Annotated in this window: 14 protein-coding genes and 1 pseudogene; 9 read left to right on the plus strand and 6 right to left on the minus strand. The window is 63.8% G+C overall.

What is annotated here, in order from left to right; genetic code table 11:
- Positions 1-312 precede the first annotated feature (312 nt).
- Entirely contained in the window at positions 313-840 is a 528-nt protein-coding gene (locus tag H7J73_RS26805) for a flavin reductase family protein (protein WP_264070828.1), read from the minus strand.
- Positions 841-1,059: 219 nt separating this feature from the next.
- Positions 1,060-3,453 (minus strand): HAD-IC family P-type ATPase, encoded by a 2,394-nt coding sequence (locus H7J73_RS26810; protein WP_264070829.1) that lies wholly within the window; start codon positions 3,451-3,453, stop codon positions 1,060-1,062.
- Positions 3,454-4,322: 869 nt separating this feature from the next.
- Here H7J73_RS26810 and H7J73_RS26815 point away from each other — a divergent pair.
- Together H7J73_RS26815 and H7J73_RS33755 are read left to right on the plus strand one after the other, a co-directional pair.
- Positions 4,323-4,817, plus strand: a complete 495-nt coding sequence (locus H7J73_RS26815; protein WP_264070830.1) for a YflT domain-containing protein — start codon at positions 4,323-4,325, stop codon at positions 4,815-4,817.
- A 110-nt stretch (positions 4,818-4,927) separates the two neighbouring features.
- Positions 4,928-5,431: pseudogene (locus H7J73_RS33755) on the plus strand (rhomboid-like protein); the annotation flags it as partial.
- 246 nt (positions 5,432-5,677) lie between these two features.
- Here the strand turns inward: H7J73_RS33755 and H7J73_RS26820 are convergent.
- Entirely contained in the window at positions 5,678-8,032 is a 2,355-nt protein-coding gene (locus H7J73_RS26820; protein ID WP_264070831.1) for a glycoside hydrolase family 65 protein, read from the minus strand.
- A 635-nt stretch (positions 8,033-8,667) separates the two neighbouring features.
- On the opposite strand from H7J73_RS26820, the gene H7J73_RS26825 reads away from it, so the two are divergent.
- Together H7J73_RS26825 and H7J73_RS26830 are read left to right on the plus strand one after the other, a co-directional pair.
- Entirely contained in the window at positions 8,668-9,336 is a 669-nt protein-coding gene (locus H7J73_RS26825; RefSeq protein WP_264070832.1) for a BON domain-containing protein, read from the plus strand.
- A 114-nt stretch (positions 9,337-9,450) separates the two neighbouring features.
- Entirely contained in the window at positions 9,451-10,185 is a 735-nt protein-coding gene (locus H7J73_RS26830; RefSeq protein ID WP_264070833.1) for an HAD-IIB family hydrolase, read from the plus strand.
- Here the strand turns inward: H7J73_RS26830 and H7J73_RS26835 are convergent.
- Positions 10,174-10,572 carry a SpoIIAA family protein gene (locus H7J73_RS26835; RefSeq protein WP_264070834.1) on the minus strand — a complete coding sequence of 133 codons (399 nt, stop codon included), beginning with the start codon at positions 10,570-10,572 and terminating at the stop codon, positions 10,174-10,176. The two genes, H7J73_RS26830 and H7J73_RS26835, sit on opposite strands and share 12 nt — an antisense overlap.
- Before the next feature lie 362 nt (positions 10,573-10,934).
- Between H7J73_RS26835 and adhP the strand changes: the two genes are divergently transcribed.
- From adhP to H7J73_RS26855, 4 genes are all read left to right on the plus strand, one after another.
- The gene (adhP, locus tag H7J73_RS26840; protein ID WP_264070835.1) at positions 10,935-12,008 is read left to right on the plus strand and encodes an alcohol dehydrogenase AdhP; all 1,074 of its coding nucleotides are present in this window, start codon (positions 10,935-10,937) and stop codon (positions 12,006-12,008) included.
- Positions 12,009-12,169: 161 nt separating this feature from the next.
- Positions 12,170-13,663: an arylsulfatase gene (locus H7J73_RS26845; RefSeq protein WP_264070836.1), complete on the plus strand. Its 1,494-nt coding sequence runs from the start codon at positions 12,170-12,172 to the stop codon at positions 13,661-13,663.
- Positions 13,664-13,999: 336 nt separating this feature from the next.
- Positions 14,000-14,395, plus strand: coding sequence for a hypothetical protein (locus H7J73_RS26850; protein ID WP_264070837.1), 396 nt, complete (start codon positions 14,000-14,002; stop codon positions 14,393-14,395).
- 238 nt (positions 14,396-14,633) lie between these two features.
- Entirely contained in the window at positions 14,634-15,527 is an 894-nt protein-coding gene (locus H7J73_RS26855; RefSeq protein WP_264070839.1) for a universal stress protein, read from the plus strand.
- Between the two features lie 357 nt (positions 15,528-15,884).
- Here the strand turns inward: H7J73_RS26855 and H7J73_RS26860 are convergent, their stop codons facing one another.
- Both H7J73_RS26860 and H7J73_RS26865 read right to left on the minus strand, forming a co-directional pair.
- Positions 15,885-16,730 (minus strand): universal stress protein, encoded by an 846-nt coding sequence (locus H7J73_RS26860; protein WP_264070840.1) that lies wholly within the window; start codon positions 16,728-16,730, stop codon positions 15,885-15,887.
- Between the two features lie 52 nt (positions 16,731-16,782).
- Positions 16,783-18,273, minus strand: a complete 1,491-nt coding sequence (locus H7J73_RS26865) for an APC family permease (RefSeq protein ID WP_264070841.1) — start codon at positions 18,271-18,273, stop codon at positions 16,783-16,785.
- A gap of 276 nt (positions 18,274-18,549) precedes the next feature.
- Here H7J73_RS26865 and H7J73_RS26870 point away from each other — a divergent pair, with 276 nt between their 5' ends.
- Positions 18,550-19,431, plus strand: coding sequence for a universal stress protein (locus H7J73_RS26870; RefSeq protein WP_264070842.1), 882 nt, complete (start codon positions 18,550-18,552; stop codon positions 19,429-19,431).
- Positions 19,432-19,449 lie beyond the last annotated feature (18 nt).

A 19,449-nucleotide genomic window follows, 5' to 3' on the forward strand; every position in this document is an offset into this window, starting at 1 on the left:
CCCGTGTCATGTCGGATTCCCTAGTGTGACCGCGCGCGTGGACGTGTCACCACACACCTGCCCCGAATGTACGTGATCGCGGCTGATCGATGAACCGTCGCAAGGGAATCCCGACCTGCATAGGGTTAGCGGCCCACACCCGGAGTGCGGTGAAGAAAATTCTCGATCTCGGCGGCTGACAGCCGAGGTCATCCGGGTCAGCTGAAATTCCCAGCCGCTCCCGCAGTGTACCCGCGGAGCCTATCAGCGGCAGCCATTTGCGTAGGACATTGAACAACAATGGTTCTCGGCGGAGGTTTGTCTGTCTCTTTCTCAGACATCCGACAATCCGCCTAGAGCGCTGTAACTGCCCCGGAAAAACAAGAGTGGTCTGCGCTCGCAATGCGCCCACAACCCGGTTACCCGAGCGACCACGATCGTGTGGTCACCGGCGGGATGCGTGAACTCCACCTCAGCCTCGATCGAGGCCAGCGTCCCGTGTAGTACTGGCGCTCCGTTTGCACCCTGATGCCAACGCACGCCGTCGAACTTGTCGCCGCCGCTGGAGGCGAATTGGCTGCACACTTCGCGCTGGGTGTCGGCAAGGATGTTGAGGCTCACCGCGCCGACTTCACGAATTGCCGGCCAGCTGGTCGAGGTATTGGCCGGGCAGAAGGACACGTAAGGGGGGTCCAGGGAGACCGACGTAACCGACTGGCAGGTGAAACCGATCGGCCGGGTACCGTCGTGTGCGGTGATCACGGCGATGCCGGTGCAGAAGTGACCCAGCACGCGCCGCATCTCCGGTGCCAGCGGTGTCAGCAGTGGCACTCGCTCGTCGGTGATCGTGTCGTTGGGCATGTCCCTCCTTGATTCGGCGGTTTCGACTCTCCGTGGTGGGACTCGCCGGAGCAATGCAGTATCCCGGTCAGCGGCACCACGACGTCCCGGACAGCGACAGTTGCGCGTCGGCGCAGATCAATCGATGGCGTCCAGATGGTCGGCTGTCATCCCGTCAACAAGCCTGTGCATCAGCGCAATTCGTCGGTCGAGGTCGACGTCGTGGCCGTTCGAGGCTGCCTAGAAGATCTCCAGACGCCGAAAGGTGGGCACCTTGACGAAATCGACGAGGAAGCCGAACAGCGCCGCCGCGGCGAAGGAGCCGGCAACGACAGCCGCGGGCAGCGCCTGCATCTCGATGCCGCCCACGGCAAGTAGGGAGATGATGACCAGATCGGCCACCGTCGCGACGATCATCCACCGGCTGGGTCGTGACTTCCACAGGTGTCGGCGTTCCCGCACGCAGTAGTAGATCGCCTCTCCGCCGAAGATGAGCGTGACCGCGGACAGTGTCTGGAGCTGGCCGATGCCCAGCCCGAAGCAGTACTTGCCGATCAGCAGGGAGCCGGTGCAGAACGCCAGCATGCACGAGCCCATGACGACTCCGGCCTTGGTCAGATCGCCGATCTTCCACACGCTGGGTGCGGCCGATGGCCGCACGTTGTCGGTGGTGACCGACATCCCGAGGAAGTCACCGGTGATCATGATGATGACCATGAGCATCGGAGTCAGAATCGCATGGCCGGTGATGACGAGGCCGAGGGCGAGGAACAGGACGTTGGTGACCTTCTTGGTCAGGGAATTGAGCGTGTAGGTCAGGACGCGTTGGTAGGTGAGCCGTCCTGCCGTCACCGCGGCGACGATGCCTCCCAGCCCAGCCGTGGTGAGCACGATCCCGGCGGCGGACTTGGCCACATCGGTGGCCGTGGAGACCGCAACGCCCATCTGGGCCTGCCGCAACGCCGGTGCGTCGTTGGCGCCGTCGCCGCACATGCCTACGGTGTGACCGGATTTCTGAAATCCCTTGACGAGGTCGTACTTGCCTTCCGGGAAGACGCCTGCGAAGACGGCGAATTGCTCGGGCCGCACGTTCGCGGGCAGCGGCCCAGGTGGGCACACGTTCCCGTCAAGACCGACGGCGCGGGCGACGTTGCCTGCCGTTGCCGCGGCATCGCCGGTCACCATCACCATCCGCACTCCCATGCCGGCGAGCTCGGAAATCAACGCCGCGGAGTCCGCCCGAGGGGGATCGCTGAGGGCGACGAGGCCGATCACGGTCAGTCGAGCTTCGGTCGGCCCCTCGGCGACTGCGAGAACCCGCAGGCCCCGGTCCTCCAACGTGCCAAGGGCCGCCGCTGCCGGGTTCGAGGGCGTGCACAATGCGATGACGGTGTCGAAGGCGCCCTTGACGATCCGAACCTGCCTGCCGTCGTCGGTGGTGACCAATGCTTCGGAGATTCGGTTGGCGGGGTCGAACGGAGTGAACCGCTGCAACGTGGGCGGCCGGGCCATCCGGTGTCGTTCACTTCGCGTGCGGATGGCGGCGTCCACCGGATCTTGACCGCCCTGGTCGCTGGCCAGTACGGCACAGGTGATCACATGAGACTCGTCGTAACCCGCCATGGGCGCCACGGTGTCGACCGACAGCTGATTCTTGGTGAGCGTGCCCGTCTTGTCGACGCACAGGACGTCGACCGACGCGGCCTCGTCGATGGCGGAGAGTCGGGTGGGGAGCACCCCGACTTTGGCGAGCAAGCGGGCTCCCAGCGCTGCGGCGAGGGTGAAGGTGGCGGGCAACGCAACGGGGATGGCTGCCAGGATCGCAGTGAGGACCAACGGTGCGGTCATGCCGAAAGTCCATCCGAGGGTGATCGCGTAGGCCACTAGCGCAACGGTCACCACACCGTTGAACAGGGCGATGTTGCGTACCACGCGGAGAACGACCTTCTGCTGCGAGCTTTCGACGTGTGCCGTGCGGACCAGTTCCGCGGAGTTGCCGAACTTGGTGCGCGGCCCCGTGTCGGTGACCCGGGCGTCGGCCGTGCCGCGCTGCACGAGGGCGCCCGCGAAGGTGTGGGTGCCGGCACCGCGTTCGACGGGTTCTGATTCTCCGGTCAGCGATGACTCATCCAGCAGCAGGGATCCGGTGAGGATGTCGACGTCGGCGGGCACGACCGCCCCCAGCGATAACTTGACCAGGTCGCCGGGCACCACGTCGGCGGACGCGATGATGGTCCAGTTCTCGTCGCGGCAGACCGATGCGTTCAGTGCAAGGCGGGATTTCAGCGCAGCCAGCGTCGCTTGAGCCTTCCCCTCTTGGTAGAGACCGATGCCAGCATTGAAGAGCAGGAGGCCGGCAATCACCGCTGCCCCGGTGGTGTTGCCGAGCACCAGTTCGAGCACGATGGCGGCCTCGAGCATCCATGGGACCGGCGCCCAGAACTTCCTCAGCGCGCGAGTGACGGGGTGCACCGTGGTGTCGGGCAACGAGTTGGGGCCGACCTCGGTCAGTCGCCGATGCGCCTCGGCGGTCGTCAGACCGGGGAGTTCGGTGTCGGCTGGTGACGGTGCGGCGGTCGCCGTTCGTGCCGACCGCTCGAGTCTGTCGTCGGCGGGGAGGGATTTTGGGGTCACTGGGGTCCCGTGCGCTCACATGCCAAGATTTCGGTGCGGAGCCGACTCTCGCGGCGTCGGCGGCGGACGGCCGACCTCTTCCCGAACCTGACTGACATTCCCAGCTCTATGAATCTACGCCGTGCCGCTGTGTTCTGCGGAATCTCTTCGCTGCGGTCCTGGCTCTTGAGGACCGCGCCGGTGACGGCGCCGAAGGCGTTGCGGCTGCCGATGACACTTCCTGCAACCCGAGGAAGTATCACAAGTCGATCGGGAAGTCCTCCAGCAGAGCGATTTCCGACGATCCGGGGTTGTTTCTCACGTTCTTTTAGTTCCTCTGGTGAGAGTCTCAGTCGGCATGGCTTCGTCCCTTGGTGCTCCGCGCATCGGCAGTAACGCCGAGCCTGGCAAGGTGCTCTGAAATCGCGTGACATCCCGTCGCCGGACCTCGGCGGTGTAGCATCACGGGAGCTGAGAATTTCAGCTGGTTTGGGATGAGTTCGGCTGTCCGCCGCCGAACTCCGGAGCGTTTGCTCCAAGGCCTCACATGCCGGTGATCATCTGCACATCAGGATCGCCATGACTGTTCCTCAGAGTTTCCCCGTTCGATACAGCTCCACTCAATCTGCTTCCGCAGTCACTGGTGGGCCGGGTGATCGGTGAGCGTCATCCAGGGATGCGGTCCGTTATTCCTTATATTGATGTGCTGCATAGGATTTCGTTGCGGAGCGCGACGATGCCGATTCGGCAGTCCGGTGGGGAGGCGGGTATGAACACCGTCGTGGTTGGTATGCCCTTGATCGAGACATCCCTGCTGGAACGGGATTTCGCGCGGGGCGGCAGCCGAACTTCCTGAGCCCGAACCCACCGCCTAAAACCTAGGAGCAACAATGAACGTTCATCACGACCACCACTTCGACGATCCGACCGCCCAGGCCGCGGCCAGCGCCGACCTTCGGGTCATCGTCAGCTACCGCGATTACGAGGGGGCGCAGCGCACTGTCGACCGCTTGTCCGATGCGGGTTTCCCTGTGGAGAATCTACGCATCGTGGGCCACGGAGTGAGCACAGTCGAGGCCATCACCGGTCGGCTGACAAACGGACGTGCGGCACTCAGGGGTGCAGCCGGCGGTGCCTGGTTCGGCTTGTTCATCGGGCTGCTGTTCGGGATGTTCGTTGCCGGTGCCGGGTGGGTGGCCGTTCTACTTGCAGGTCTGCTCATCGGCGCCGTGTGGGGGGCGATCTTCGGGTTTGTCGGACAGTGGGTGACGCACGGCCGCCGCAACTTCGCCTCGGTCTCGACTCTGGCTGCGGAGCGTTACGACATCATGTGTACGCCGGCCCTGGCTGCCCAGGCAGCCGGACTGGTCACATCGAGCCCCTAGTTCGACGGTCCGAGACCGTGTGGGCGGCCCTCGTTCATCCCCGGAAACCGATCGGTCGCGGAAAACATCCACCACTTCCTGATCCCGCAGCCTCGGTAAGCTGGATCGATATGGTGTCCCGACTTGTGTCCAGCTTGCTGCCGCTGCGAGTCACCACGGCCTACGCGACGGCGCTCTTCACCGTCGCCACCGTGTTGACCGCGCTGGGTCCCCAGGTGCAGCAACGTGCGGTGGACCTGCTGAGTACGAATCTGCACAACCTCGGACATGGCCATCTCGACACGCTGCTCGGGAGCGCTTTCGTCACCTCCGAAGGACAGACCTACCTGCTGCTGCCGGGTCTGGTGTGTCTATTGGCGCTGGCGGAGCTGCTGTGGTGCAGCCGGCGACTGCTGCAGGCATTCGCGCTCGGTCACGTCGGGGCCACGCTGATCGTCGCGGCCGGGCTGGCCGGGTCAATCGAATTCGGCTGGCTGCCGCGGTCCGTCGCGGGCGCCAGCGACGTCGGACTGAGCTACGGCGCGATCGCCGTACTGGGCACGCTGACGGCGGCTATCCCGGCACGATGGCGCGCCGCCTGGGTCAGCGGATGGCTGACGGTCGCAGTTGTGGTCGTCGCGTCGGGAGCCGAGTTCGTGGCGACCGGCCACGCGGTCGCCCTGGTCCTTGGCATGCTGCTGTCGACCCGGTTCCGCGTGACTGCGCAGTGGACGACGCCGAGGCTGGTACTGCTGTCGACAGCGGTCGCCTTCGCTCTGTTGCTGCTCGTCGGGGTATCGCCGGGGACTGCTCCGGTCGCCGCGCCCGCTGGGCTAGCGGTAGCGCTGGCGATGTTATGGCTGGCGCGGGCCACAACTCCCTCAGTCGCGGCGGTGTCGGCGCGGCACTCGCCCGGCGGGCTGGGTGGGGGCGGTGCGTTGAGGCAGCTCGCGGTTGGGCTCACTAACCGCTACCCCCGTGGTCACCGTGATCGGCCGCCCGTCGTGCAGCGACGTTAGCGGCGCCCCGTCGCGGAGGCGGTACTGCGTGGCACCGGGGGAGATCTCGACATGCAGTCTTCTGCCCTGCACGCGGATCGTGAAAGCCAATCGGATGATGCCGAGGGGAAGTTGCGGACTGAAGATGACGTTGCCGTTGCTCTCACGAAGTCCGGCGAGCCCTTGCACCAGGGCGATCCAGGTCCCGGCCAGTGACGCTGTGTGCAGGCCGTCGCGGGTGTTGTGCTCGAGATTGTCGAGGTCCATCAGGGCCGCCTCGGTGAGGTAGTCATAGGCCAGATCGAGATGGCCGGTCTCGGCAGCCAGGACCGCCTGAGTGCACGCAGACAACGAGGAATCCCGGACGGTGAGGGCCTCGTAATAGGCGAAATTGCGGATCTTCTCCTCGGCGGTGAACGCCGCTCCACGCAACTGCATCGCCAGGACAAGATCAGCCTGCTTGACGACTTGTTTGCGGTACAGGTCGAAGTAGGGGAAGTGCATCAGCAGCGGGTACTGGTCTGCACCGGTCTGGTCGAAGTGCCAGAGTTCGTGGCTGGTGAAACCCTCATCCTGGGAGTGAACGCCGAGCGCGTCGTCGTAGGGAATGACCATCGCGGCCGCCGCGTCGCGCCACCGCTGGCCCTCTGAGGGGTCGATACCCAGGCTACGAGCCTGGTCCGGGTACTGCGCGGCGGCATCAGCGGCGGAGACCAGATTGTGTTGGGCCATCAGGTTTGTGTAGACGTTGTTGTCGGCCACGGCAGAGTATTCGTCGGGGCCGGTGACGCCGTCGATGCGGAATCGTCTGTGCGGGTCGTAGTGGCCCAGTGCGCACCACAGCCGCGCCGTATCCGCCAGCAGTTCCAGACCCACCTCCTGCGCGAAGCACTCATCGCCGGTGATGTCGATGTAGCGGACGACGGCATCGGCAATGTCTGCGCCGACGTGAAACGCGGCGGCTCCCGCCGGCCAGTAGCCCGAGCACTCCGCCCCGGCGATCGTGCGCCATGGAAACACCGCCCCCCGTAGCCCAAGCTGGACGGCCCGGGCACGCGCGGCGGGCAGGATCGAGTGACGCCAGCGCAGCGCATCGGCGGCGGCTTTCGGTGCGGTGTAGGTGAGCACCGGCAGGACGAATGTTTCGGTGTCCCAGAACGCGTGCCCGTCATAGCCCGGGCCCGTCAGTCCCTTCGATGCAATCGCGCGTCCTTCGGCCTTGGCGCCAGCCTGCAGAAGATGAAACAAGGCGAAACGCACCGCCTGCTGCACCGCCGGGTCCCCGTCGATCTCGACGTCCGCGCCGCCCCAGAAGTCATCGAGATAGCTCCGCTGTTCGGCAATCAGCCCGTCCCAGCCCGACGTCATCGCCCCGGCCAGCGCGGCAGCGACCTGATCGCGGACAGCTGGTTGCGAGCGAACCGCCGACCAGCCGTGCGCCACGAACTTGACGACCCTCAGCCGCTGCCCTGGTTGCAGCGTCGCCGAGACGGTCACCCGACCCAGATCGGGCATGCTCGCACAGGAAACCTGAGCCGACGCTGGGCCGTCGATGAGGTGGTCCATGGCGACCCCGAGCCGCAGCCCACTGATTGCAGTGTGGTGCAGCAAAGAAACCCGAGTACCACCGCTGGTGTGCTCCTCGGTCATCAGCGGTGCCACGAGCGCAGCCGAGTCCCTAGGGTCACCGATTCCGCGCCGCGGCAGTGTTTCGTTGGCGACGAGTTCGGACTGCATTACCAACCGCACCGACTGGTCGAGTGCTTCCACCTCGTAACAGATGGCGCCGATCGACCGCTGAGACAGCGAGACCAGCCGGCGGGTATGCACCCGAATATCCTTGCCGCCGGGGGATATCCACTGGACCTTCCGGCGCAATAGGCCGTCGTGGAAGTCCAGTACTCGCTCATGAGCAGTGAGTTGCCCGTAGCGCACGTCGAACGGCTGATCGTCGACCAGGAGACGGATCACTTTGCCATTGGTGACGTTGATGACGGATTGACCCGCTTCCGGATACCCATAACCGGGTTCGGCGTACGGGAACGGGTGCGATTCGTAGACGCCGTTCAGGTAGGACCCTGGGAGCCCATGCGGTTCGCCCTCGTCAAGATTTCCCCGCCAGCCAAGGTGACCGTTGGACAGGGCGAACAGGGATTCGCTTTGCGCGATCACGTCGAGGTCGAGGCGCGTCTCGCGCAGGCACCAGGGTTCGACCGTATAGGCCGGGTGCGTGATCACGACTGGTCCATCAGAGCGGCGAGCTCGCTGACCACGATGCCTGTCCCATGCGCGCAACAGGTAACCGCCTGACCGACTCGGTCGGCTCCGTCATGGCGAATTGCGCGGACCAAGTATGAGGTTCTGCTGCTTTTCTTTTCGGGAGGAGGTGGAACGTGGCTAAGAGCGAAGAACAGTTCATCGTTGATCCGGCCAACAGTCGATCCCGGTGGATGATGTACGGCTCAGAGCCCAAGCCCTGCGAAGTCAGCGGCGGACGGCCGACTCATGTCGCACGCGCTGAATGTCTCAGCCTCCGCAACCCTACGCCTAAATCGTCCCGTAAGCGGTCCGTCAGAGAGCGCATCCTGAATCGATGACCACCCGCTGCTTGAAATCGTTGGCGAACAGGACATTCTGGTGGTCGGCTCACATGGACACGGTGGATTCGTCCAGCCGCTGTACCGCACAGAGCGCGAATTCGCCTTGTGCACGGTGTGTTTCGCCAAACAGCGCGCCGGGTCAGCTCACGTCGGTCCCAGATCTGGCACGCCTGCGCCCACATATAGGACCAATGGCACTATGCGGCACCGACACCATGAACGACGATCAGAGAGGAGTGTGCCCACAGGCAGGCTCGCGAAAGGATGACAAACATGAGCGTTTCCACTGGCAACCGAAGTGATCAGGACATCCAGACGGCGGTCCAAGACGAACTCGACTGGACCCCTGAAGTGGATGCCGCCGGGATCGGAGTGGCCGTCGATGATGGAGTTGTCGCGCTGTCCGGTGAAGTCAGCAGTTACCCTGCACGGCTCGCCGCCAAGCGTGCCGCTCTGCGGGTCCGCGGCGTCACGGCCATCGTCGACAACGTGAGCGTGCATTCGAATTGGAGCACATCGGTCACCGAGACCGATATCGCCAAAGAGGTTGAACACGCGCTGAGATGGATGAGTAACGTGCCCGACACCGTCAAGGCCGAGGTCGAGGGCCATGACATCACCCTGACGGGCGCGGTGACGTGGGATTTCCAACGCCGGGCCGCTCAGCGTGCCATCCAGCACCTCAAAGGTGTGCACTACGTGAACAACCTCGTTACCTTGACCCCGCGGGCATCGGTACCGGATGCCGAGCAGCGCATCCGAAACGCGATCAACCGTAATGCCCAGCTCGACGCGGACACGATCACAGTCGTCGTTTCGGGCAACGAGGTCACCCTCACCGGAACTGTGGCCTCCTGGGCGGAGAAGCGCGAAGCTGAACGTGCGGCATGGGCATCGCCGCACGTGAGCGCCGTCCACGACCGTATCTCGGTGCTGTACTGAGCCCAGTCCCGAGGCGGCGCATCCCACGCATCTTCGGGGCTGCACCAACGCGGTCGACGCTATGACGAGTGCGCCGGGGAGGCTGGGAGAGCGATGAGACCCTACCGTCTGGCAATGTTCGATCTAGACGGGACGCTGGCGGCGTCGAAGAGTGAGATCTCACCGGGTATCGCCCACATGCTCTGCGCACTGCTTTCGACCATCGATGTCTGCATTATTACCGGCGGCCGATTCGAGCAGCTTGACGTGCAGGTGCTTCAACATCTCGGCAACACCTGTAATCGCGGACGCCTGCACCTGATGCCCACGTGTGGGACGCGTTATTTGCGATGGAAAGAGGGTGGCTGGACGGAGGTGTACTTCGAGAAGCTCTCTCCTGACGAGAAGGATCGAGCGCTGGCAGTCCTTCAGAACGGTGCTGAGAAGTTCGGCTTCGACACAGCCGCAACTTGGGGTCCCGCACTTGAGGATCGTGGCAGTCAAGTCACCTATTCTGCGCTTGGCCAGAATGCTCCCGCTGAAGCGAAATCGTCATGGGATCAAGATAATTCAAAGAAGGAAGCGCTGCGTGAGTTCGCGGCGGCGAGACTCCCAGATCTGGAGGTCAAAAGTGGCGGCTCGACCTCGATCGATATCACACGCCACGGAATCGATAAGGCCTACGGGGCGAGAAAGCTCCTGGCGGCACTCCATCTGGCCAAGCGCGACATGATCTTCTTCGGTGACCGCCTAGACGCGCAGGGCAACGACTATCCGGTGAAAGCCATGGGCATCGACTCCATCGAGGTTCAAGGCGGCAACGATACGATCGCGAAGGTAAAAAAGGTGTTTGGCGATTTAGTCAGTTGATGCTGCGCCTGCGGACTCGGTCGGATTCGAACCGATCCAATCTCTTGCCGCTTGCACCTGCCCAGCCGGGAAATGCTTGACCTGGGCTGACACGAAGTGTGATGTCAAATGCTCGGCGAGATCGCCGAGATGGGAGTCGGTGACAACTCCGATTCTCTTGACGTGCTTTTGGTGCTCGCGAACAAAGCGGAAGTGGGTGACCATCGCGCCGAAACTGTCCCAGCCCGGGAAGGTCGGCGCGTCGATGATGAGGCCGGCCAGTCCGCCGGTTGCCTCGATGTACGGATCCACCGTCCGTGCGAGCGTGACGAAATCCTCTTCTTGGAGTGGAGATTTCGGCTGTAGGAGTAAGACTGAATGCTCTTTGTCAAGTTCGTAGTCGATCATGCTGGGCTCCCTTGGGGTCGATGCGTCTTGCGGTCCGCGGGCCGGACTTGCTGACGATGGAACGTTCTTATACTGCGCTGGTGCGCGGTCGGCCGACAGAGCATTTCGGCCCCACCGGTGGCGGCGCCTGTGGAACGAACTCGGCCGGCACACGGGTGTTGGGCTTCTTACCGCGGACGCGCTCGCCAGTGGTGCCCTATGGCTGCAGGGAAGGGACCAACGACCCATGACTGGGCTGTATGCCGCGGCTTAGCGTCATTTGCAAACCACACACAGGTAACCTGCCAATGAGATCACCCGCATCTCGTGACTATGCGGCAGAAGCATCAAATCCATAATCCCCCATAGAATTTGGACGAGCAATGACACAGACGATGGACTCCCGCGCCCCCAACTACTCGAGCGCCGATAGCACCATGCGTGCGGCAGTGGTCACCGAGTTCGGCGCGCCGCTGGCAATATCAGAGGTGGAGCTGCCGGTCCCCGGCATCGGTGAGGCTTTGGTGAAACTGGAAACGTCTGGTGTCTGCCATACCGATCTTCATGCAGCTCAGGGTGATTGGCCGGTCAAGCCGACGCCGCCGTTCATCCCGGGCCATGAGGGATGTGGCATTGTCGTTGCTGTCGGCGGCGGTGTGACCGACCTGAAGGTCGGGGACCAGGTCGGCAATGCGTGGTTGTGGTCAGCATGCGGTCGCTGCGAATACTGCCGCACCGGACGGGAAACGTTGTGCGAGAGCCAACAGAACGGTGGCTACAGCGTCAACGGTAGCTTCGGCAGCTTCATGATCGTCAATGCCGCCTACGCCACCCGCATCCCGGTGGGCGCCGACCCGTTGGAAGTGGCTCCTATCCTGTGCGCCGGCGTCACGGTCTACAAGGGTCTGAAAGTTACCGACGCTCGTCCGGGCCAATGGGTGGCGATCTCCGGCATCGGAGGACTCGGCCACATCGCGGTGCAGTACGCGCGCGCGATGGGGCTGCGGGTGGTGGCCGTTGACGTCGACGACTCGAAGTTGGCCCTGGCCGCGAATCTGGGCGCCGAAGTGACCGTCAACGCCCGGACGGCCGATGTGGTTGCCGAAGTACAGAATGCTACCGGTGGGGCACATGGGGTGCTGGTGACAGCGGTTCATCCGGAGGCCTTCGGGCAGGCGATCGGACTGGCCCGCCGAGGCGGCACCATCGTGTTGATCGGGTTGCCGCCCGGCGACTTTCCGGCACCCATTTTCGATATCGTGCTCAAGGGCCTCACCATCCGAGGGTCGATCGTCGGCACCAGGGAAGATATGGCCGAGGCGCTGGACTTTTACGCCCGCGGGTTGATACACCCCACCGTCGCCGCCGCCCGGCTCGACGATGTCAACGAGGTATTCGACCGGATGCAGCGCGGCGAAATCGACGGTCGCGTGGTGATCGACTACCGGCAGGACTGAACAAGCCAAGTTGGATAGCGTGACCGTCCGCGGCCGAGGTCAGGTGGCGCACGGCACGGCCATCGGCTTGGGGTCAAATGGCCCTATCCAAGGATGCCGGGAGTGCGAAGTGTGGATGCAGACCGTGGCAAGTGTCCCGGTTGTACAACGAAGGGCACCCAATGGCGGACATGCCGAACATCCTTATCATCTGGGGCGACGACATCGGCCAGAGCAATCTGAGCTGCTACAGCAATGGCCTGATGGGGTACCGCACGCCCAACATCGACCGCCTGGCCGAAGAAGGTGCACTGTTCACCGACTATTACGGGGAGCAGAGCTGCACCGCGGGCCGGGCCGCATTCATCACCGGCCAGAACCCTTACCGCACGGGGCTGACCAAGGTGGGACTGCCCGGCGCCACGCTCGGTCTCCAGGACGGCGATCCGACCATCGCCACCGCGCTCAAGGCGCAGGGCTACGCGACCGGCCAATTCGGTAAGAACCACCTCGGTGATCGTGACGAGTTCCTGCCGACGCAGCATGGTTTCGATGAGTTCTTCGGCAACCTGTACCACCTCAACGCCGAAGAGGAACCCGAAGAAGCCGACTACCCGAAGGACCCGGAGTTCCGCAAGAAGTTCGGGCCCAGGGGAGTACTACACACGTGGGCCAACGGTGACGGAACTCAGCGCATCGAGGACACCGGCCCGCTGACCAAAAAGCGGATGGAAACCGTCGACGAGGAATTCCGCGACGCCGCCATCGATTTCATCACCCGCCAGCACGATACCGAGACGCCGTTCTTCGTATGGTTCAACTCCACCCACATGCATTTCCGCACCCACCCCAAGCCCCAGAGCGTGGGTCGTTCGGGCCGATGGCAGTCTGAGTACCACGACACGATGATGGACCACGACGACCTCGTGGGCAGCCTTCTGGACACTCTCGACGAGCTCGGGATCGCCGACGACACGATCGTGATGTATTCCACCGACAACGGCCCACACATGAACAGCTGGCCTGATGCCGGCATGACGCCGTTCCGCAGCGAGAAGAATTCCAATTGGGAAGGTGCGTATCGGGTTCCCGCGTTGGTGCGGTGGCCCGGGCATGTGTCTGCACACACCGTGTTGACCGGGATCGTCAGTCACAATGACTGGTTCGTCACTCTGCTGGCAGCAGCGGGCGTACCCGACATCGCGGAAAAGCTCAGCACAGGAACCGATCTGGGCGGCATCACTTATAAGGTGCACCTCGACGGGTACAACCAGCTGGCATATCTCACCGGAGAGATCGGCGAGAGTCCGCGCAAGCATTTCTTCTACGTCTCCGACGACGGCGATCTGACCGCCTTGCGGTTCGACAACTGGAAGATCGTCTTTCTCGAGCAACGCTGCGAGGGCACGATGCGTATTTGGGCCGAGCCGTACACCGAGCTCCGGGTACCGAAGATCTTCAACCTGCGCACCGACCCTTATGAGCGGGCCGACATCACGTCGAACACCTACTACGACTGGCTCCTGTCCCACGCTTTTCTCCTCGTCCCGGCCCAGGCGTACGTCGGTCAGATGCTGGGCACGTTCGCCGAATTCCCGCAGCGTCAGAAGTCCGCGAGCTTCAGCCTCGCCCAGGTGATGGCCAAGCTTCAGGAAGGGGCAGGCGCCAGCAGCTGAAGCGCTGCCTCTGAACACACACCGACGGGAAGCACATGGCATTGAACGAGTATCGGCTGGGCACCCCGTTCACCGGCGTCATCGGGCGGACCCCTGCCGAATCGATACCGGCGTGGCCGGCGCCGATCCGCGCCAAACCCGGCGCGCCCAATGTGCTTTTCATCGTGATCGACGACATGGGATTCGATCACCTCGGCTGCTATCGGCGCTGGGTTGTGGCTGCGCATCCATCCCGAGGAAGAGTTGCCTCACCGTACTCGAAATGGCGATTCGACGGATCCTGCACGGGGATGCCGGAATTCGCTGGGCGGATTCTCCGGTGGTCTGACGTTATTCATGGACCACGGAATCCTGGTTTACGAATACAACATGCTCATCATCGACCGATTCCAGGCACGCAGCACCGTGGAGATCGCTCCCGGTGCGCACGTCATTACCGTCGATACCCGATTCGCCTCACCCCAGCCGACCGCACCCGCCACCGTGACCCTCGCAGTCGACGGTGCCCAGGTGGGCGCAGTGGTAGTGGCCAGGACGGTGCCGGCCGCCTTCTCCGCCAGCGAAACCTTCGGGGTGGGCGTTGATCTCGGCTCACCTGTTTCACCTGACTACTTCGATCGCCGTCCATTCCGGTTCGATGGAACGATCGCACGGGTCGACGTCGAAGTGTTTGACCCGGCACCCCCGCGAACCATTCAGAATGAGCGGCCGATCAGGTGGACATGTCGCTGAGGGTGACCGTCAGCAAGACCTCGGGTGTCCGCGAACAAAGCTAAAGAGATGGCGGATACGGTCGAAAGTCACTGTGTTCGGTGGCATCGGTAGGCGACCTGCGCGGCGGCCTCTGACTGGGGTCCAATGCCCGTTGTCACAGGGACTAATGCCCCGCGTCGGTAGCCCGCGGACGGCCTAGCGTGGCCATTACACCGATCAGGTCGTCCAACCGACTGACGGTCAAGAAGGGAGCGAAATGACCACGCCGGTAACCCCAACAGAGATCATGGTCGGTGTCGACGGATCCGCGTCATCGATCGAAGCCGTGCGATGGGCAGCTCGCGAGGCGGCGATGCGCAAGGTTCCGCTCGTCATCGTCAACGTTCGCAGCGCGCTGCCGGTGAGCGCGGCAGCTATGGGGTGGGCGGTGGCACCGATTCCCCAGGAGATCTTCGACTGGCAAATCCAACGTGCCCAGGCTGTGGTCAATGATGCCGAGGACATGGTGCACGCCGCCGAGCCGAGAGTGAGAGTCATCAGTGAGGTGATCAGTGGATCGGCAGCGCAGACGTTGATAGATCTGAGCAAGGACGCATTGATGATCGTGGTCGGATGCCGCGGCCTGGATGCTCTTCAGCGCGGCATTGCCGGATCCGTCAGTACGGCGGTCGTTCACCATGGACATTGTCCCGTCGCGGTTATTCACACCGAACCCGCGACTACGGCACCCGCGACTCACGCACCAGTGCTGGTCGGCATCGATGGTTCTCCGGCCTCGGAACTGGCCACGGCGATCGCCTTCGAGGAGGCCTCCTTTCGGGGCGTGGATCTCATTGCACTGCACGCGTGGAGCGACGAGGACATGTCGGGTTTCCCTGGAACGAACCGGTCAGCCGTCATCGGCACCGCGCGCGAGACGTTGGCCGAGCGTCTGGCCGACTGGAATGAGCGTTATCCCGACGTCACTGTGCACCCGCATATCGTGTTCGACCACCCGGCCCGCCACCTCCTCGACCAATCTCAGGCTGCGCAGCTCGTGGTGGTCGGCAGCCACGGGCGCGGTGGCTTTGCCGGGATGCTGCTCGGATCGGTGAGCACGGCCGTCGTCCACGCTGCTCGCGTCCCGGTGATCGTCGCACGACAGTCCTGAGGACGTCACTGTGCCCGATTGCGTATTCCCCGCATCATCTTCTGCTCCATGATGAAATGCGGAATGTCGAACGTGGCATGACCGACCGCGCCACCACTGCGACGGATGAGCGGCCGCGTCCCGCCGTCGCCGGGGTCGCCCTGATCGTCAGCGCCCGGGTAGTGCGCCGGGCCTCGGCGACGACGAGCTTGTCGCCCGGAAAAAGGTCCGCCGCTTCGCTGTCGGAGGCGCCCCACGTGTAGATCCAGGGCCGCAACTTCCTGCGGTAGAGGTACAGTCCCCGCCGACGCCGCCAGCGCGACCGCTATCCACATTCGTGTCTGAGCTCTCCCCATGGCACCGGCGTAGCAGGACTGGTCAGACCGCGGACTCTGCCCCGACTGTGACGGGGTGGGGCACGATGAGAATGGAGCGCTCGCCGCGAGGAGCCGCAGATTGATTGTGTGGCCAGACCAAATAGGCGATCTGGTCGACGTCGTTTCCGCCCAGTACGGCCAGTTGCACCGACTCAGTGGCATGGCTTTGCAGATACTGACCGACACTTCCCATGCAGGCGACGCCGTGAATCCGGATGTCGGGGTTGCGGAGTTTCCATTTCTCGATCCGCCGGTCGAGCTCCTGGTAGGTGGTCTCGCCCAGGTCTTCTGCCCCGACACCGACAGCGAGAACCGGTGCATGGCGAAGCCGCGCCTCATTGAGCGTGCATTCGATGACAGCGTCGTTATCGGGGCGGTCGTTGACGGCGACAACAATCCAGTCGACGCCGCCGGCTGGTCCGACGCGGGGACCGCGAATGATCGAGACAGGGCAGTACGCGTTCTCGGCCAGTGCGGCCGCCGTGGTTCCCATTACCTCGCCGGGGTGACCGTCGGCTCCTACCGCTCCGACGCACAGCAGTGTGGCGGTGCGAGATTCGTGGATCAGGACGGCACTGACAGGTCCCCACAGGATCTCTGTCTCGACAGCGACCGACTTGCCGACTTCTGTCACCACGTCGGTTGCGAACCGCAGCGACCGTTCGGCGGCGTCGAACGCACGGCGGATATCGCCGGCAGGCAGGTCGTCGTCGCCGGCGGCATAGACGATGCGCAGTGCGGCTTGCCGGCCGGCCGCCTCACCGATCGCCCATCGAAGGGCATTGGTGGCTGCTTGCGAACCGTCCACCGCCACGACAACTGTTGTGGCCGTTGCATCCTCGGTCATGCTGTACTCCCTCTGGTGTGGGCCGCGGAATGTGCGTTGGTCGTGGAGCGCGTCATGCTACTTCTTTCGCCGGTATGGACCGATCGGCCACGGTAGGGTCGGCGTCCGGCTCCGCTGGGGAACTCCCGGCAGGTTCGGCGGACTCACCTAGCCGTTGTCTACGCGCGTTGAGCAGCGCGTACCCGACCATGCCGGCGAGAATGACCACTAGACCCTGGTACACGACTTGGTATCCGGAGGCGAAGGTCAGCCACATCGAGAACACGACACCGGTTGCGGCGACGACGATGTCGCGCGCCAGCCGGCGGCCCTCCACCCGTCTGCGGTGTGAGACCAGATACGTGAGCTGAGCCAGCGCCGAGAAGAAATACGCGATGGCCACCGTCATGACGGTGAGGTTCACCAGGTAGGTGAAGACCGTCAGGCCTGGTCCCGAGAGGTAGCGCCACAGCATCAGTAACGACGGCAGCAGAGCTCCAACCACGATGCCGAACCATGCGGTGCCGTTGCGATCGGCCCAGGCGAACGGCCGCGGAAACAATCCATCCTGGGCCATGGCCCGTGAGCTTTCGGTGACGATCAACGTCCACCCGTTCAGCGCACCGATACCGGAGATCACCGCAACGACCGCGATAAACCTGCCAGCCCAAGCGGTGCCGGGAAACATGACCTGGAAGGCATCGACGAATGGCGACCCGGTGTTCACCAGGGTGCCGTGCGGTACCAGGCCCATCACTGCCGCGGTCACCAGCACATAGAGCACCGCACTTGCGCAGGTGCCGATCAGTGAGGCTCGTCCGACATTCACCCGGGGGTTGCGAACTCGTTTCGCGGTGATCGCCGCGGCCTCGACACCGATGAACGAGAACAGTGCCACCCCAGCGGCGATCCCAATTCCGCTGTACAGGCTTCCGCCGGTGGCGTTGAATGCCCCGAAATTCGCGTTGTTGACAAAAATCCAACCGAACGCACCGATGAACAGCAGCGGCAGGAATTTCATCACCACCGTGATGTTCTGGAACCACGCCATCTGTTGTACGCCAACAAGATTCACGATGGCCGGGACCCACAGCCCGGTCAGGGCGATCCCCCAATTTACCAGTCCGCTGGGATCGTGCAGATCGAGCATGGCGTCGACGTAGAACACCCAGGACGCCACGATCGCCGCGTTACCGGCCCACGCGGAGATCCAGTAACTCCAGCCGACGAGGTATCCGGCGAAATCTCCGAATTCGTATCGCGCGTAGGCGTAAAGGCCACCGTCGCTATGGGGGAGCCGCTTGGTGAGCTGTCCGAACAGCAGGGCCAGCACCATGGCGCCGACAGCCACTACCGCGAGCACGACGATACTCATCGTGCCCGCGCCGGCCATCACCGCCGGCATGGTGAACACGCCGGTACCGACGACGCTACCGATAACCAGGCCGGTCGCCGAGGTCAGACCCAGGGCGTGGGCCTTCTGCTGGCTGCGCGGGGCCTGCCCGGGCGACTCGGCAGGCGGTTCCGTTGCGGACGCGTCGCGGTCTCTCGGCGTCTGGCTCATCCTCCCCACGGTGAACCTGGAAACGGTCCTGGGCTAGGGCCTTTCGACCCCGTGTCTGGGGCCTCTGGGCCGAGCTCTACCTCCGACGCCCGACGGATCGAGGGATGCGTGCCGGCATGACACATGACGGTGATCGGTGCCCAATGACTGCCGTACAGGGGACCAACGGCCCACGACGGGATCACGCCGCGCTGCCTAGCATCAATCATGAGGCGCGCAGGCATGGCGGTCGATCGAGGTGTCAGGCGCCGCTCGCCCCTGTCGAAGGAGTAAGAAATGGTCAGTGCGACAATGCATCACGGGATCATCGTCGGAATTGACGGCTCGTCGGCCGCAGCGGATGCCGTGCAGTGGGCAGCGCATGAAGCGGCGATGCACAATGTGCCGCTGACTCTGATCCATGTGCTGCCATCCCCGGTTGTGATGACCTGGCCGGACCTGCCGTTGCCGGCCGCGTTCATGGAATGGCCCCGAGAAGAAGGCCGCATCATTGTTCGGAACGCGGTCGCGCTGGCCGAGGCTGCTGCGGAACGGCCGATTCACATCAAGTCCGACATGGTGGCCGGTCCGGCGGTCGCCGCGCTGGCTGACCTGTCCAAGGAGGCGCAGATGGTCGTCGTCGGATGCCGTGGACGTGGCCGGTTGCATCAGTTGCTGGGCTCGGTCAGTGCCGGGCTAATTCATCACGGGCATTGCCCGGTGGTGGTCGTCCACGACGATGATCCGCTCATTCCCGATCCTGACTTCGCCTCGGTCGTCGTCGGTATCGATGGTTCGCCGGCCTCGGAGTCGGCGACTGCGATCGCCTTCGATGAAGCCTCGCGCCGTGGTGTGCAGGTGGTGGCGATCCACGCCTGCAGCGACTGGGGCGGTGGCGACCATCCCGGTATCGACTGGCCGTTGGTAGAGCAGCGCGGATATGAAGTCCTTGCCGAGCGGCTCGCGGGCTGGCAGGAGCGGTATCCCGATGTCAGTGTGCATCGCGTGGTGGTAGCCGATAATGCTGCCGAGCACCTCGTGGCAAGGTCGAAGCGCGCGCAACTCATCGTGGTCGGTAGCCACGGGCGCGGCGGGTTTGCCGGCATGTTGCTCGGATCAGTCAGTTCCGCCGTGGCGCAAACGGTCCGGATTCCTGTCATCGTCGCCCGTACGTCCTAGCGGCAGGCCAACCACAGA

This window comes from Mycolicibacterium komossense (genome assembly GCF_025822605.1).
GTDB lineage: Bacteria > Actinomycetota > Actinomycetes > Mycobacteriales > Mycobacteriaceae > Mycobacterium > Mycobacterium komossense.